Origin of the sequence: Candidatus Enterococcus myersii (assembly GCF_017316025.1) — a bacterium.
Lineage (GTDB): Bacteria > Bacillota > Bacilli > Lactobacillales > Enterococcaceae > Enterococcus_C > Enterococcus_C montenegrensis.
This window is the reverse complement of record NZ_JAFLVT010000008.1, coordinates 462225-478287: the sequence shown is the minus strand read 5'-3', so window position 1 is coordinate 478287 and position 16063 is coordinate 462225. Positions and strand designations below refer to the sequence as shown.

18 protein-coding genes are annotated in these 16063 nt (G+C 37.7%); 9 read left to right on the top strand and 9 right to left on the bottom strand.

The window, feature by feature from the left end; genetic code table 11:
- Positions 1-74: 74 nt before the first annotated feature.
- Positions 75-731, bottom strand: a complete 657-nt coding sequence (locus JZO76_RS07875; protein ID WP_206903558.1) for an ABC transporter ATP-binding protein — start codon at positions 729-731, stop codon at positions 75-77.
- A gap of 32 nt (positions 732-763) precedes the next feature.
- Entirely contained in the window at positions 764-2296 is a 1533-nt protein-coding gene (locus JZO76_RS07870) for an ABC transporter permease (protein WP_206903557.1), read from the bottom strand.
- A 155-nt stretch (positions 2297-2451) separates the two neighbouring features.
- On the opposite strand from JZO76_RS07870, the gene JZO76_RS07865 reads away from it, so the two are divergent.
- A complete protein-coding gene (locus JZO76_RS07865) occupies positions 2452-3123 on the top strand; it encodes a response regulator transcription factor (protein WP_206903556.1) in 672 nt (223 codons plus the stop codon).
- A 9-nt stretch (positions 3124-3132) separates the two neighbouring features.
- The gene (locus JZO76_RS07860) at positions 3133-4437 is read left to right on the top strand and encodes a sensor histidine kinase (protein ID WP_206903555.1); all 1305 of its coding nucleotides are present in this window, start codon (positions 3133-3135) and stop codon (positions 4435-4437) included.
- A gap of 113 nt (positions 4438-4550) precedes the next feature.
- Here JZO76_RS07860 and JZO76_RS07855 read toward each other — a convergent pair whose 3' ends face one another.
- The 4 genes from JZO76_RS07855 to JZO76_RS07840 form a co-directional block, all read right to left on the bottom strand.
- Complete coding sequence (locus JZO76_RS07855) at positions 4551-5507, bottom strand: Gfo/Idh/MocA family protein (protein WP_206903554.1); 957 nt, start codon at positions 5505-5507, stop codon at positions 4551-4553.
- A 268-nt stretch (positions 5508-5775) separates the two neighbouring features.
- Positions 5776-6291, bottom strand: coding sequence for a galactose-6-phosphate isomerase subunit LacB (gene lacB / locus JZO76_RS07850; protein WP_206903553.1), 516 nt, complete (start codon positions 6289-6291; stop codon positions 5776-5778).
- Positions 6292-6373: 82 nt separating this feature from the next.
- A complete protein-coding gene (lacA, locus tag JZO76_RS07845) occupies positions 6374-6802 on the bottom strand; it encodes a galactose-6-phosphate isomerase subunit LacA (protein WP_206903552.1) in 429 nt (142 codons plus the stop codon).
- Between the two features lie 31 nt (positions 6803-6833).
- Positions 6834-7631 carry a DeoR/GlpR family DNA-binding transcription regulator gene (locus tag JZO76_RS07840; protein ID WP_206903551.1) on the bottom strand — a complete coding sequence of 266 codons (798 nt, stop codon included), beginning with the start codon at positions 7629-7631 and terminating at the stop codon, positions 6834-6836.
- Between the two features lie 178 nt (positions 7632-7809).
- On the opposite strand from JZO76_RS07840, the gene JZO76_RS07835 reads away from it, so the two are divergent.
- The 4 genes from JZO76_RS07835 to JZO76_RS07820 are packed head-to-tail and all read left to right on the top strand — an operon-like array spanning position 7810 to position 10410.
- Entirely contained in the window at positions 7810-8301 is a 492-nt protein-coding gene (locus tag JZO76_RS07835) for a PTS sugar transporter subunit IIA (RefSeq protein ID WP_206903550.1), read from the top strand.
- 5 nt (positions 8302-8306) lie between these two features.
- Positions 8307-8609: a PTS sugar transporter subunit IIB gene (locus tag JZO76_RS07830; RefSeq protein ID WP_206903549.1), complete on the top strand. Its 303-nt coding sequence runs from the start codon at positions 8307-8309 to the stop codon at positions 8607-8609.
- 32 nt (positions 8610-8641) lie between these two features.
- On the top strand, positions 8642-8944 hold the full coding sequence (locus tag JZO76_RS07825; RefSeq protein ID WP_206903548.1) for a PTS sugar transporter subunit IIB: 303 nt from the start codon (positions 8642-8644) through the stop codon (positions 8942-8944).
- 59 nt (positions 8945-9003) lie between these two features.
- Entirely contained in the window at positions 9004-10410 is a 1407-nt protein-coding gene (locus JZO76_RS07820; protein WP_206903547.1) for a PTS galactitol transporter subunit IIC, read from the top strand.
- Positions 10411-10878: 468 nt separating this feature from the next.
- On the opposite strand, the gene JZO76_RS07815 is transcribed toward JZO76_RS07820, so the two are convergent.
- A complete protein-coding gene (locus JZO76_RS07815; protein ID WP_173103702.1) occupies positions 10879-11199 on the bottom strand; it encodes a DUF960 domain-containing protein in 321 nt (106 codons plus the stop codon).
- A 249-nt stretch (positions 11200-11448) separates the two neighbouring features.
- Positions 11449-12054, bottom strand: a complete 606-nt coding sequence (locus tag JZO76_RS07810; RefSeq protein WP_206903546.1) for a 50S ribosomal protein L25/general stress protein Ctc — start codon at positions 12052-12054, stop codon at positions 11449-11451.
- A 307-nt stretch (positions 12055-12361) separates the two neighbouring features.
- On the opposite strand from JZO76_RS07810, the gene JZO76_RS07805 reads away from it, so the two are divergent.
- From JZO76_RS07805 to udk, 3 genes are read left to right on the top strand one after another with little or no spacing between them, the layout of a single operon-like run.
- Positions 12362-13084, top strand: a complete 723-nt coding sequence (locus tag JZO76_RS07805) for a 16S rRNA pseudouridine(516) synthase (RefSeq protein WP_206903545.1) — start codon at positions 12362-12364, stop codon at positions 13082-13084.
- Positions 13085-13099: 15 nt separating this feature from the next.
- Positions 13100-13804 (top strand): YjjG family noncanonical pyrimidine nucleotidase, encoded by a 705-nt coding sequence (locus JZO76_RS07800; RefSeq protein WP_206903544.1) that lies wholly within the window; start codon positions 13100-13102, stop codon positions 13802-13804.
- 58 nt (positions 13805-13862) lie between these two features.
- Complete coding sequence (gene udk, locus JZO76_RS07795; protein ID WP_206903543.1) at positions 13863-14486, top strand: uridine kinase; 624 nt, start codon at positions 13863-13865, stop codon at positions 14484-14486.
- Between the two features lie 174 nt (positions 14487-14660).
- Here the strand turns inward: udk and JZO76_RS07790 are convergent, their stop codons facing one another.
- Positions 14661-16049 carry an oxaloacetate decarboxylase subunit alpha gene (locus JZO76_RS07790; RefSeq protein WP_206903542.1) on the bottom strand — a complete coding sequence of 463 codons (1389 nt, stop codon included), beginning with the start codon at positions 16047-16049 and terminating at the stop codon, positions 14661-14663.
- Positions 16050-16063 lie beyond the last annotated feature (14 nt).

Genomic DNA, 16063 nt, shown 5'->3' with positions numbered 1-16063 from the left:
CAATAATGAAGAGTGAAAAATATTTTAAAAAGCATTTTTTGTTGCCCATCTTAATAAACCTTGGCGATAATGATTTAAATAAGCTGAAATACTTTATTTTTCAACTCGTAAACGGCATCACAACTAGCGGCTACTTCCTGCTCATGTGTGACTAAAATAATACATTTATTTTGTTCATGGGCAATTTTTTCAAACAATGCGACGATTTCTTTTGACGTTGTTTCATCCAAATTGCCAGTGGGCTCATCGGCAACAATCAGTTCATGGTCACAACATAGCGCGCGAACAATCGCAACACGCTGTTGTTGCCCCCCTGAAAGCTGGGTTACTTTTTTAGCCGCTAAATCACTAGTAATCCCGACTTGCGCCAAATTGGCTAAGGCATAGGCTTTGGGATCACTTTGTTGTGTTTTTGCAATTGCCATAGCTGTCAAAACATTATCCAAAGCTGACATATAGGGCAATAAATTATAAGCCTGAAAAACAATTGAGACATCTTTGCGACGATATTCCTGCAAGCCAATTTCTTTTAAAGACTGTCCTTTATACAAAATAGCTCCTGCTTTTGGTGTATCAAGACCTGTCAAAAGCGAAAGAAAAGTCGTTTTTCCAGAACCACTGCTTCCTAAAATTCCATAGAGCTTTCCTGACTCAAAACTCAGATTTACATTTTCAAACAAAGGGCCATCTGGTTCATACCAATAGCCCAAATTTTCTGTTGTTAGTGTCATTGGGTATTCCTCCTTCAATTTTTAAACTAGATTTACGAAACTAAAATCTTTTTAGGATTTAGGCGTAAAATGCCGACACTGGCTAGTAAAATGGCCAACAGACTGATTGCTAAGCCCATAGCTGCTAAACTTGCAATTTCAGTTGGAGAAACACTGATTTTCAATTCTTTAACCTCTTCACTAGTTTGCATCACACTACCAAAACCACCGCCTCTAGCGCCAAATTCGCCCATTTTACCACCAGCTGGTCCGCCATTTTGCTCAGAGGGTGGATTGCCTTGATCATTTGTTCTTGATGCTTGATTATTTGTGACAGTTGTTTGATTTTGCTGTTGCAACAATTGATTTCCAACTGCATTACCAACTAAATTTCCACTAAATGTTGCAATCACCAAAGCAAAGATCATGCAGACAAAAATTTCACTAAAGAATTGCAAAATCACTTTAAAGCGCGATTCTCCTAAAGATAGCAAAACACCAATTTCATAGCGTCGTTCGCGTATCGTTAACATAACAATTAAAGTTAGAATAATGACACCTGCCACAACTACCAGCACTATTATATTTTTTGCAAAATCTGAAACATTGTTCAAAGGTTGCAGCATTTGTTGATACATTTGGTCGTTTGTTTGTAAGCTATAGGTATCTGTATCGATCAATTGATTCGCTTTTTTGACAAATTTCGTCATTTCTTTAGGGTCAGCCAAATTGTAAACGGCCGAATCGATTGTATCTGCACTAGTGCTGCCTTTTAAACTATTGGCTAAAGTATAAGAAGAAAAAATCGTATTGGCAGGATTCATAAAATTAAAACGCATCCCCATACTCGTACCACTATCACTCGTTTCATAAATACCTTTTACTTTGACGGTTACATCTTTATCTTCACTATTTTTAATTTTAAAGGTATCCCCAACAGTTAAATCATTGGCACTCGCTAAGGAAGATTCAATTAAGACATTGTTACTGCCTTCATCTTTTTCAGACAATGCAGTACCTGACGTAATTTTGGCAGTACCTGCTGCAAATGTACTGTAAGAATCACTCGCCAAAACACCTGTAATTTGAAAGTCTCCTTGATCCATCTGCCCCATGTTTGCCGGCATTTGACCACCGGGATTTTTCATATTTTCATTTTCTGAATTTTGCGTACTACTTGTATTCTCTACTTGATCAGCTTCACTTGAAATTGGCGTAATCCCCGTACTCTTAGCCGCTGAGGTGCTAACTTCAAAAGAATAAGATTTCACCTGTGAAAGGGCGGCAATCTTTTTTGCATCCGCTAAATTTACCGGTGTCAAATTAAAGCTGGCTGGGTCAGGACGAGTTGACGTCTCGCTACTCTCATCTTCTTCACTTTTTTGAAACATCGCCGCGCGATTAGTGGTGAGTGTGACTGTTGCACCAATACTTTTTTTGGCGTTTTCACTGGCAACTTCAGCTGCACTTTTAATTGTTAACCCAGCTAAAACAAAAATCAAAATTGCTGAAAAAACGGCGATTAATAACACACTTCGCCCCTTTTTAGCCCAAAGACTTTGGTAAGCTCGTTTAAAAAAATTCATTTCAAATCCTCCTGTTGTTTTTATTTGCTTTCTCAGCCTATTTTTATCAGCTTAAAATCAGCTTAAACCACTAAAAAAACTATTTTTAATAGCAAAGGGAAAAGTTTAAGTTTCATTTAGGAGGAGCATGGTAAAATGAAGCTGAGGTGAAGTGTATGTTGAAGTTACTTATAGTCGAAGATGAACACACATTATCAGATAATATCAAAGAAATTATTCAACCCTTAGGTGAAGTAACACAAGCTTTTGATGGGGAGATTGGCTTATTTGAAGCCCAAAGTAATATCTACGATTTAATTTTATTAGACTTAATGTTGCCAGAAATTAACGGTTATGAATTATTGGCGCAACTGCGCCGTCAAAACATTCAAACGCCTGTTTTGATTTTAACGGCAAAAGACGGCATTGATGATAAAGTTACCGGCTTTCAAAAAGGAGCAGATGATTATTTGACAAAGCCTTTTTACCGCGAAGAATTATTGTTACGGGTAAAAGCATTACTTAAGCGCTCCCTTGGCTTGTACGAAGAAAATCTGCTGCATTATGGGCCCATTACCTGCAATTTACAAAGTAACCAAGTTATTTTTAAAGACGAAACTTTAGCCATTCAAGGCAAGGAATTCGAGCTGCTCGTTTATTTCATTCAAAATAAAGGCGTCATTTTAACTAAAGAACAGATTTTCGACCGCATTTGGGGCTTTGATTCCGACACGACATTAACAGTTGTGGAAGTTTATATGAGCCATTTACGCAAACATCTTAAAAAAACCGGCGTAGCCGATGATTTCAAGACATTGCGCAATGTCGGTTACCTGCTGCAAGAATAGGAGTAAATTATGAATAAAGAGCTATCCAAAAAGCAACGCCGGCAATTTTTTTTATTAAATGCTGGCGCATTTGCCCTTATTTTCTTGTTATTGGGTTTTATTGTTTTACAGTTATTGCAAAGTTCTGCTTATAAACAAACAGACGAATCTTTAAAAAATATCAGCCAAGATGAGCGCAGTGTCACCATGGAAATTACACGACTCAAAGAAGGGAATCCTTTTTTGATGCCAAAATCAGATTTTGCGCCAATGGAAAACCGGAGCAATCGCTTTAATTCCCAAATGATCTTATGGAGTGCTGAGGGGAAAATTTTGAATCAAGCGGCGTTAGGTGGGCGCTTTGCTGAGCTGCAAGATTTAACTTTAACGCAAAATAAATTAGACAGTATCGAAAGGATTACTGTAAAAAACGGACAGCAACAGCTACATTTCCGTTCAATTACGCGAAAATTAGCAACGCCAAAAGAAAATGTGGCCTATGTACAATTGTTGGAAAATACCGATCAAATCGACGAATCGCTGCAGACTTTCAAAACGGTATTGATTATGTGTATGATTTTATTTTGGCTGTTATCTTTAGCGGTCAGCTATTTTATTTCAAAGAAAAATATGGCGCCCATTCTGCTCGCCTGGCAAAAGCAGCAAGAATTCGTGGAAAATGCCTCCCACGAGTTACGGACACCATTAACAATTATTCAAAATAGTTTGCAAAAGTTGTTTACAACACCTAATCACACTATCTTAGAAGAGTCTAAACCTATCGCCCAAGCCCTCAACGAAACCAGACGCCTGAATTCTCTTACGACTGATTTACTAACTATTGCCAGAAGTGATGCAAACGAAACGACACTTACTTTAAAGCAGCTAGCACCCCAGCCTTTTCTGGCACAATTAATAAAACCTTTCCAAGAGATTGCGCAATTAGATGGGAAAATTTTTGTATTAGAAAATTACGCCGCAATTCCAGTTACCGTTGATGAAAAAAGAATTCACCAACTTTTGGTTATTCTGTTAGATAATGCTTTAAAATATACAAAAAGTGGCGATAAAATTACGGTGCTTTCTCAAATTACGCATGATGATTGGCTTTTAGAAGTCCGCAACACTGGCGCAACCATTCATGATGAAGACAAAAAACAAATTTTTGAACGCTTTTATCGCGAAGAACGTTCCCGCAACAAAAATAGCGGTGGTTTTGGTTTGGGACTTTCTATCGCTTGGCAAATTGTTAAAGATCACCACGGGAAAATTTCGGTGCATGATTTAAAACCAAAAGGTGTCATTTTTAGAGTTAAAATTCCCGCTAAGCAATAAAAAGAAATACTCCAGTAGCGCACCTGTGTTTTACCATTGACTGCAAAATTATTTTCAAATACAAAAGACCAGGGGAAAATATATGGTGCAATTTTTCCCTTGGTCTTTTACTTTTATTGAGCTTGTAACCATCTTCTATATTGATTTTCCACTAATGTTACTGTTTCAATGGTCAATTCCGGTGTCATAATTGGACTTGTTAACAAGCCTTTTTTCAAACATTCATTCACGTGATCGACTTCATAAGCAAATTCACTGGTAAAAGGAATTTGTAAATCTTCCCGTCCTTCTTTGGTAAAAATCGTAGCGACTTGCGTTTTCCAAAAGTTAGGAATTTCAATGCGACCTTGACTGCCATAAATTGTCATTCCATTATCTGTACCAAATTCAGTCGTAATAAAAATATTAGCTAAAATAGCTGTCCCAAATTTCAAACTCAAGTCGCTTTGCTTATCAGAACGCCCCTTTGGCATGATCGCGTTGCCGGTCACCGCTTGATAGTTCTCCCCTGTAATGTAGTGCATATAATGAAGCGGATAACTGCCTGAACCATGCAACGTTCCCCCTCCTGCTTCAAGACTTGGAAACCATTTTACGTGATCGATATTGGGATATGACGTTATCGAGCGCATTAATTTAACTTCTCCAATTTTTCCAGCTTCGATTGCTTTTTTCACAGCTAAAGTAATCGGTAAAAAAACAGCTTTTTGCGCTTCCATCAAAAAGAGACCTTTTTTTGCAGCTAATTCAAACAGTTCACTTGCTTCAGCGGCTGATAAAGTAAAAGGTTTTTCCAATAATACTGGCTTTCCTGCTTCTAGGGCTTGCTTGGCGGTTTCGTAGTGTCCTTTATTATAAGTTGCAATATAGATAATATCGATTTCTTCATCAGAAAACAGTTCCTCATAGCTACCATAAGCTTTTTTAATCTGAAGCTTGGTTGCTACTTTTTGTGCCTTGGCTAATTCTCGTGAAGCAATCGCAGCTACATCGCCTTCTTTACTAGCACGAATTCCTGCCACAAAGCGAGGTACAATTGATGCGGTACTGACAATTCCATATGAAATCATGATAAATTCTCCTTTTTCTTGAAATTTGGCTTATTCTCACAGCAAGTTCCTTCAAAAGGTTAGCCAGCTCAGAAAAGCTGAAGGAATCGCACATCTTTGAGCCATTGATACGCTGCTGCAAAGCGAGGTATTCATGTGAGGATGATATATTTTTTGATAGCAAAAAAGCCAACAGTTGATTATCAACTGCTGGCTTACTCACAACTGTACTTAAAATTTAACAGAAACAACTTGAATTTACAAAAATCTCAGCTTTTATGAGCCAAAATTAGTCGTGATATTCGCCGCGATCCCATTTTGCTAAAAATTCATCGAAGTAATGCGCATCTGCTTGTTCTGGTTTTGGTCCTTCAACGGCATTAATTTTTTCAATTAACACTTTGTTTTCTGGTGTTTCTTTGTATTCTGCTTTAATGAAAGCTTCAATAATATCATTGATTAAAAATTCACCAGTAATTTTTCCACCAAAACCAATTACATTGGCATTTAATTGTTCTTTTGAATAAATGGCAGTCGTCATGTCCCGCACTAGGGCAGCACGTACACCGGGCACTTTATTGACAGAGTTTGTGATCCCAACGCCGGTACCACAAATCGTCACACCAAGGTCTGCAGCCCCGCTTGCTACTGCTTCTCCGACGCGTTTACCGTAAATTGGATAATGGGTCCGAGTGAAATCGTACGTGCCACAATCTATTACTTCATAACCTTTACTTTTTAAAAAATCAGAAACTGCGATTTTTGTATCTGTGACAATGTGGTCACAACCAATGGCAATTTTCATTATTCATTCTTCCTCTCATCTTTAAACTAATTTCATCATTTGTAATTCAAAAACTTACTTCTTACAGGCAGTTGAAAAATCTCTACGCCATTTTATTTAACATATCCACGCGAATTTGATGGCGGCCACCGTCATAGTGAGCAGATAAAAATTCTTTGACAATATTTTTTGCCAACTCTTCACCGACAATTTCAGAACCAATCGTAATCATACGGGCATTGTTGTGTTCTCTAGTCATGTATGCAGAACGTTCATCAGAGACTTCTGCAGCGACCATGCCTTTAACTTTTGTGGCTACCATAAAACTCCCCGCACCGTAACCATCAAAAGCAATTCCCATTGAGCCTTCGTTTTCTTTAATATCATTTGCGATAGCTAAAGTTGAATCAATGAAATCTGCGGCTGGTGTTTCTGTTTTATCCACGACCTCAAAACCTTCGCCAACTAAATACTCTTTGATAACATCCTTCAATTTCTTTGCCTGTGCATCTGAACCAAGTACGACACGCATTTGTATTCCTCCTCTAATTTCGCTATCTTTTCTAACTATAGATAGTGGTATATTGTTGATATTTATTTTTGACAGCTTCTTCAATACTTTTATCGGTGAATAATGCATCAATATCCCGTAAATTGAAAAAGTTATAAAAATCACTTTGGTTAAATTTATGTGCATCGGCAACCAAGTAACGCTTCTTTGCCTGATTTAAAACCAGTTGTTGAAACTTGCCTTCTTCGATGCTGAAAGTAGATACATATTCTTCCCTTACGCCATTGACTCCAACAAACGCTTTTTCAATACTTAACTTTTGAATTGTTTCATTGGCGATTGATCCCACAAAAGCGCCAGTTTTTTGCCGATAAGACCCGCCAACCAAATATAAATCCAACTGTTCATTTTCTTGTAATAAGTTGAAGACTGGCAAACTATTCGTAACAACCCGCAAATCATGTTTCATTAAATATTTTGTCATTAATTCAATTGTTGTCCCTGAACCTAAAAAAATCGTATCTCCTGAATCAATAAATTGAACGGCCTGTTTGGCAATATAATTTTTTTCTTCTATACTAATGCGCTTTTTCTCTAAATGGGAAAGTTCCAAATCGTCTAATGGCACTATTGCAGCATTTTCAGTCACCGTACTTTTCCCAGTGGCAAATGTTTTACTTTGCGCACCACCGTGAACGCGAATGATTTTATCTTGCTGCGCCAATTCTTCCAAATCACGCCGAATCGTCATATCCGATACTTGGAGATTTTTACGCACAAATTGTACTGTAATCACACCATATTGCTCACAAAGATTTAAAATAGAGCGTTGTCGTTCACTTTTAAGCATATGCACCCTCCTTCCATCCTCATATTAAAACAGAACAAAACATTTTTCAACAATAAAACGCGAATTAGTGTTTATTTTATTTCGATTTCTAGTTGACAAGCGTTTGAAAGCGATTATAATATGAGTGTAAGCAAGGTTTAAACACACTATTAAACAAAAGCGAACAGGAGGAATTATAGTGAGTACAGGAAAAGAATTCTTTGCCCCTGACACGGTTTATGTATCTGATAAAACCACGCAAGAAGAAGTCTTCAACGAAGTTTACCAAGATTTATTAAAGAAAGATTTGGTAACAGATGATTTCATCGTAAATTTGATTGAACGTGAGTTAAATTATCCAACAGGTTTAGATATGACCCCTGTTGATTCACAGTTACCTAATATTGCGATACCTCATACTGAAAGCGAATTCGTTAAAACAACGCGAATCGTGCCAATCAAAATTAATCAAGCAATCACATTTCACAACATGATCAATCCAGATGAAGAATTACAAGTTTCTTTTCTATTTATGATTTTGAATGAAGATGGTGAAGCGCAGGCCGGTTTATTGGCAGATATCATGGATTTTATTAATTCTACTGATCGAAAAAAAATGCTTGAATTCTTTACTTATGAAGATCCAAAACAAATTTACCAATTTTTAGTAGAAAATTTTAAAGGAGAGTAATCACTATGGTTAAAATTTTAGCAGCATGTGGCGCCGGAGTTAATTCCAGCCACCAAATTAAAAGCGCTTTAGAAAGCGAATTAGCAAAACGCGGGTATCAAGTAAGTTGTGATGCGGTCATGATTAAAGACATTAATGAAGAAATGTTATCTCACTACGATATCTTTGCTCAAATTGCCAACACAGATTTAGGGTTTCCTGTTAATATTCCTGTCGTTGATGCTGGCGCGATTCTTTACCGCATTCCGGCAATGGCTGAACCGGTTTACGCGCAAATGGAAGCAGCTATTAAACAAGTACAAAAATAATACTATCGCAATTAAGAAAGGATGAAATTGAAATGGTCAAAATTCTAGCAGCATGTGGCGCCGGAGTTAATTCCAGCCACCAAATTAAAAGCGCTTTAGAAAGCGAATTAGCAAAACGTGGGTATCAAGTAAGTTGTGATGCGGTCATGATTAAAGACATTAATGAAGAAATGTTGTCTCACTACGATATCTTTGCTCAAATTGCCAACACAGATTTAGGGTTTCCTGTTAATATTCCTGTTGTCGATGCTGGCGCAATCCTTTATCGCATTCCTGCAATGGCTGAACCGGTTTACACGCAAATGGAAGCAGCTATTAAACAAGTGCAAAAATAAATAAGTAGCAAACGGAGTTCTTTTTCTCCGTTGGCACTATCTAAAGAGGAGAAGAAAATATGAGTACAGTTATTGATTTAGCCAACAAGGTCTTTCAACCCTTAATCAATTTAGGGGCAGCGCCATTAATGACAATTGTTTTAACGTTAATCGCACTATTATTCAAAGTAAAATTCACCAAAGCATTAGAAGGTGGGCTTAAATTAGGGATTGCATTAACCGGTATCGGAGCTATTATTAATATTTTATCGACATCATTTGCTGATGCCATGCAATCATTTGTTGAACGTACAGGTCTTTCATTAAATATCACTGACGTTGGTTGGGCTCCTCTTGCTACTATTACTTGGGGCTCCCCTTACACACTTTATTTCTTATTGATTATGGTAATTGTCAATATTGTAATGTTAGTTTTAAATCGTACCAATACATTAGATGTTGATATCTTTGATATTTGGCATTTATCTATCGTTGGCTTATTTGCAATCTTTTGTGGTGCCAACTTGTTTATCGCAACAGCATTGGTTATCTTCATCGGTGTATTGAAAATCATCAACTCTGACTTGATGAAACCAACTTTTAACGATTTATTAAATGCACCTGATGCTAACCCAATGACAACCACCCACATGAACTATATGATGAATCCAATTATTATGGTTTTTGATAAAATTTTTGACAAAGTTTTCCCTTGGTTAGATAAATACGATTTTGATGCTGCTAAATTGAACAGTAAAATCGGTTTTTGGGGTTCTAAATTTGCAATTGGTATTTATTTAGGTATCTTCGTGGGGATGTTAGCTGGACAAACACCAACACAAATCTTCGCTTTAGCATTTACAGCCGCAACCTGTTTGGAGTTATTCTCAATGATCGGTGCTTGGTTTATCGCAGCTGTTGAACCTCTATCACAAGGTATTACTGATTTTGCCAGCAACAAATTAAAAGGTCGCACATTAAACATTGGTTTAGACTGGCCGTTCATCGCAGGCCGTGCCGAAATTTGGGCTGCCGCGAACGTTTTAGCACCAATTATGTTATTAGAAGCTATGATCTTACCTGGTAATAAATTATTGCCGCTTGGTGGTATCATTGCAATGGGTGTTACACCAGCATTGTTAGTTGTAACACGCGGGAAATTAATCCGCATGATCGTTATCGGTGCAATCGAATTACCTGTCTTCTTATGGTCTGGTACATTAATGGCACCATTTATTACAGAAACAGCTAAAAAAGTTGGCGCATTCCCTAAAGGTTTAAATGCAGATGCTTTGATTTCTCATACAACGATGGAAGGCCCAGTTGAAAAATTCTTGGCTTACCTAGTCGGAAACGCTTCTCAAGGTGAAATCACCTTTGTCTTATACGCAGCTTTAGCCTTAGTCGCTTACTTATTAATCTTTGTCTGGTATGCACGAGAAATGAAAAAACGTAACGCTATCTACGCTGCCGAAAAAGCAAAATAATCAAACGCATTAACTATTCATTTATTACTGGCATAATAAATGTAAAGGCGGAAAAGAAAAAGTTCTCGTAACTTTTTCTTTCCGCCTTTTTTATAAGAACTTTTTATTTTGCCTCATGTTAAACGGTAAAACAAAAAAGTAGCTTTGAGAGAAAATTCTCAAAGCTACTTTTTCCAGTACCAAAATTGGTAGAAGCTTGGTCGTCCACTACCTCACTTCCAACACCCTGCAAATCCGGCAGTGAAGTTTCCTTCTGGTGTTGCTGTTTGACTCGACCAAACAAGTTGGTCTTATCGACTCATCGCATGTTCACTACTCTAACCGTAAAACTCCCCCTTGTCAATCATTTCTTATTAGCCCTCGCATTATCCCAGGAGCAAACGATCTTTAAACACACTAGCTATCTCAGGTAAAAAACCTTTGATCGTAAAAAAAAACTCTCACCTTTCAAGGTGAGAGTAAATATCTCTAACGATTTGTTTCACTTGGCAACAAGATTGTTTGTTGTTTTCCATCGTCATAAGCATAAACTTCTTGAGGTAATTCATAAGAAAATGGGAAAGGTAAGTCTATATCCATCTCAACTTCACTATTTTCTTGCGAAAAATGCATGGTCACTTTGCCATCATGATTTAGTAATTCAAAAGCGATTAAATTATTTAAAGGTACTACTCCTTTTAAATCAAGGTCGATAATGAACCAAATGCTGTCAATTAATTCTCCTGGCATGCTAGAAACAACGCCAACAGAAGCAAAGCGGCTACGTTTTTTATCAAATACTTCAAACAAATTCAAAACCTCCTAAGGCAGTGTTTACTACGATTCATTTTTTTAGAAATGGTTTTTTTACCATCTTAATTCGTAGGTTAAACATCAGTATCGATTCTATGTCTATCATACTTTAAATAAGTAAGAATGCAAAAAAATTGCACTTATAAAGGTAATTTGTAAAAGCTTTGTTTAAATTGGAAAAGTTGCTGTAATTTTACTTTACAAAAGAAAAAAAGCACCGCAAAAAAGCGGCGCTTTAAGTCAAATTTATTCAGCTTCAGCTGGTGCTTCTGGTGCTGGTGCTTCTTCTGTTTCTTCTTCAGCGGCTTGCGCTTCACTTACAGCTACGATTTGTTCTTCAGGATCAGTTACAATCGTGAAGTCAGCATCTTTTGGCAAGTCGGCAACTGATAAGGCATCCCCAATTTCAAGAGCCGTAACATCTACTTCAATGCGTTCTGGTAATTTGTCTGGTGTTGCTGAAACAACGACATTGTATAATGTTTGTGTCAACACACCGCCGGCTTTCACGCCTGCTGCTTCGCCGACAAGCACTACTTCGGCTTCAACTTCTGTTTCTTCTGTCATATTTACTGACAAGAATTCAACGTGTGTTAATTTTTTAGTAAAAGTATCTGATTGTGTGCCGCGGACTAATGTGTTCACGTTTTTACCATCAATGCTTAATACGATAACAGCATTGGCGCCGTGTTCACGATAGATTTTTTCAAGAGCTGCCGCATCAACTGCAATTGGTGTACTTTCAATTTGGTAACCATTTACAACTGCTGGTACTTTACCTTCGTGACGCAATTTATTGCGTAGGGAACGGGGACGGATTGCTCTTTTTTCTACATTTAATTTTACTGCCATAACTAAATTCCTCCTAAATTTTGGCCGCAATGCGGTAATCTTTAAAAGCAAATTTGTTACTCAGCACATCAGTGTGGTGCGTATAAAAATACGCAAAAGGACAGTCGTATGCACAACTGTCCTGTCAAAGTCGGTTAAAACTTTCTCCACCAGGTCGTAACGCTGTGTGTATGAGAAACTTTATTTACTTTACTATTTAACCTTAGGCCTTATTTAAATTTAAGTCAAGGAAAGTGCTGTTTTGCTGTAAATCCCTCTTTTTTTCGCTATAATAGACAAGACTTTGCTATTGAATAAAGGAGTAAGTATGCGCTTAGACAAATTAATTGAAGAGGCACTACATACCAGCCGCAAAGAAATGAAACGCCTTTTTTTAAGTGGACAGGTAACAATTGACGGCACAAAGGAACGCCAACAAAATCGTAACGTCGATAGTCAAATCCATAAAATCATGGTCGGCAATCAACAGCTCTTTACCGACGAAGCCTATTATTTATTAGATAAACCAGCTGGCGTGGTAACTGCTAACTCTGATCTAAACCACCAAACTGTTTTTGATTGTTTAAAAAAAGCTGACAGGTATCCCGATTTATACGCTGTTGGTCGCCTAGATCGCGATACTTCTGGTTTTTTACTTTTAACAAACAACGGGCCACTCGGTTATGATTTATTGCACCCTGAAAAAAAAGTAACCAAAGTTTATGAAGCTTGCATTAATGAAATCGTAACCGAAACTGATATCACTAAATTTCGAGATGGGATTATCTTTTTGGATGGTACACAGTGCAAACCCGCCAATTTAGAAATACTCCAAATAGATACGAAAAATCAGCGCAGCTATATCCGTCTAACCATCTGGGAAGGTAAATTCCATCAAGTCAAGAAAATGTTTTTAGCTTGTGGAAAAAAAGTACTAACTTTACGCCGACTTGCTATGGGACCTTTATATTTACCTGAAAACTCGCAGCCCGGAGATTATTTCCCTTTAACAAAAGCGCAATTAACCTTATTAAAACCTTATTTTAGATAGAAAGAAGCGAATAAAATGAATTATTCTACCCTGTTATTTGATTTAGATGATACTTTACTGGACTTTAAAGCAGCCGAAGACCAAGCCTTACAAAAGCTCTTTGCTCAGCTGAATATGACCCTAACACCAGAAATTGAAAAATATTACAAGACGATGAATCACAAATTGTGGGCTGATTATGAACAAGGTAAGTTAAGTCGCCAAGAAGTGACCAACGGCCGGTTTCAAAAATTATTTGCAACTTTAGGCAAAGATGTCGATGGTCCCGCGCTTGATCAAAACTATCGCCACTATTTAACCCAAGGACACCAATTATTAGGCAATAGCCGCCGCATTATCGCCGATTTGGCGAATAAAGCCGATTTATATGTCGTAACAAACGGCGTTTCTGAAACGCAATACAAGCGCTTAGAAGATGCAAAATTACTCCCTTATTTTAAAGATATCTTTGTTTCAGAAGATACCGGCTATCAAAAACCAATGTCAGAATATTTTGACTACGTGGCCCGCCGTATCCCCCACTTTGTTGCCCAAAAGGCTTTGGTGATTGGGGACTCTTTAACCTCTGATATTAAAGGAGCTAACAATGCTGGTTTAGACAGTGTCTGGTTAAATCCTGAAGCAAAACAATTATTACCAGATATCAAACCAACCTATGAAGTCAAAGTATTAGATCAACTCTATCCTATTTTAGGCGCGTCATTTAACGAAAAAGCATAGCATTTTCTGAAAAAATCTATATAATAGACCTAGTACAAAAAATGAAAGAGGTTTTCTCATGACAAAGAACAAGCCCATCATTATTGGTGTGACTGGTGGCTCTGGTAGTGGTAAAACAAGTGTCAGCCGGGCAATTTTCAATAATTTTCCCGACCACTCCATCATGATGCTGGAACAAGATTCTTACTACAAAGATCAAAGTAATTTAAGCTTTGAAGAACGCCTGAATACAAACTACGATCATCCTTTTGCTTTTGATACTGATCTTTTGATTGAACATATCAAAAAATTGATGTGTTATGAAGCAATTGAAAAACCCGTTTATGACTATGTGGCCCATACCCGCAGTAAAGCAACCATCGTGCAAGAACCAAAAGAAGTCATTATTTTAGAAGGAATTTTAATTTTAGAAGATGAACGTTTACGGGACTTGATGGATATTAAAATCTATGTGGATACTGATGATGATATTCGCATTATCCGCCGTATTAAACGGGATATGGAAGAACGAGGTCGTACGCTTGACTCGGTCATTGAACAATACTTATCAGTAGTAAAACCAATGTATCACCAATTTATTGAACCAACCAAGCGCTATGCAGATATCATCGTGCCAGAAGGTGGCGAAAATCACGTCGCTGTCGACTTGATTACAACGAAAGTGGCAAGTTATTTGTCATAAAAACGCCCGCTTGAGTTTAAGTCGGCGCAGCTACACTCGCCTTAAACGATGCCGCTGTTATAGCTACTAACTTAGTATTACATCAAAAAAGCAGTGACAAAATTTTTGTCACTGCTTTTTTAGCGCCACCTTTTATTCGGGCCTTTTACTAACAAAAATATGATAATCACTTTGCTATACTTCTATTTTCACCGAGACATTTTGAAATGGCACATCGTAAAATGGATCTTCTCTGCGGCCCAAGAAATCTTTAGCCTGCTGTGGAAAAACAGCATAGCTTAAGACATCTTCCATGAAACGGGCATACTCCTTTATTTCGGCTTCAAAACCTGGTAATTGTGGCGCCAGTAAGTCAGCGGGACGTTCGGTAATCACTTTTTCATTACCGATAATTTTTTCTTTAATCGCTTCAGAAATTGCTACTGGCGGCTTGCCGTACAATCCTTTGACATAGTCTTTAATTTCTTTTGGTACTAATTTGTAACGCTCACCACTGATAATATTCATTAACGCTTGCGTTCCTACCATCTGTGACAGCGGTGTAACCAACGGCGGATAACCTAAGTCAGCCCGCACTTTTGGCACTTCAGCTAAAACTTTATCGTACTTATCTCCTAAACCTTGTTCATTTAATTGACTTAAAAGATTAGACAACATCCCACCAGGCACTTTATACAGCAATGTTTTTGGTTCCACGTCTTTTACTTTTGGATTTAATTTTCCTTCATTTCTGAAGCGGTCGCGAATAGGATTAAAATGATCGGCAATTTTTTCCAATTTTCCTAGATCTAACCCCGTTTCATAACCTAATCCAGCTAAGGCGATTGCTACAGATTCTGTCGCCGGTTGACTCGTCCCACCAGCAAAAGAAGAAATTGCCGTATCAATAATATCTGCTCCGGCTTCAGCTACTTTTAAATACGTCATCTCCGCAATCCCGCTTGTCGCATGCACGTGCACATCCACTGGTAAACTAACAGCATCTTTAATACGACTAACAAGTTCAAACCCGGTTTGAGGTACAAGTACCCCTGCCATATCTTTAATACAAATCGAATCCGCTCCAAGTTCGGCCATCTCTTTTGCTAGGGCGACAAAATAATCAACAGTATGAAAATCGCTGGTTGTATACGAAATTGCGGTCTGACAATGTCCCCCAGCTGCTTTACAAGCTTCCACAGAAGTTTTTAAATTGCGCGTATCATTTAAAGCATCAAAAATACGCACAATATCGATACCATTTTCAACGGATTTTTTGACAAATTCAGTCACCACATCATCAGCATAATTTTTGTAACCAAGTAAATTTTGTCCTCTCAAAAGCATTTGGAGTTTGGTATTTTTAACTTCTTTGCGAATAGCTCGTAGTCTTTCCCAAGGATCTTCGTCCAAAAAGCGCAAGCATGCATCAAAAGTGGCACCACCCCACATTTCTAATGCATGATACCCCGCTTGATCCATCGTTTTTAAAATCGGTAACATATCCCGCGTTGGCATCCTAGTGGCAATCAGGCTTTGCTGACCATCGCGCAAAACGGTTTCCATAAATTTAATTTTTGACAACAAATTTCCCTCCT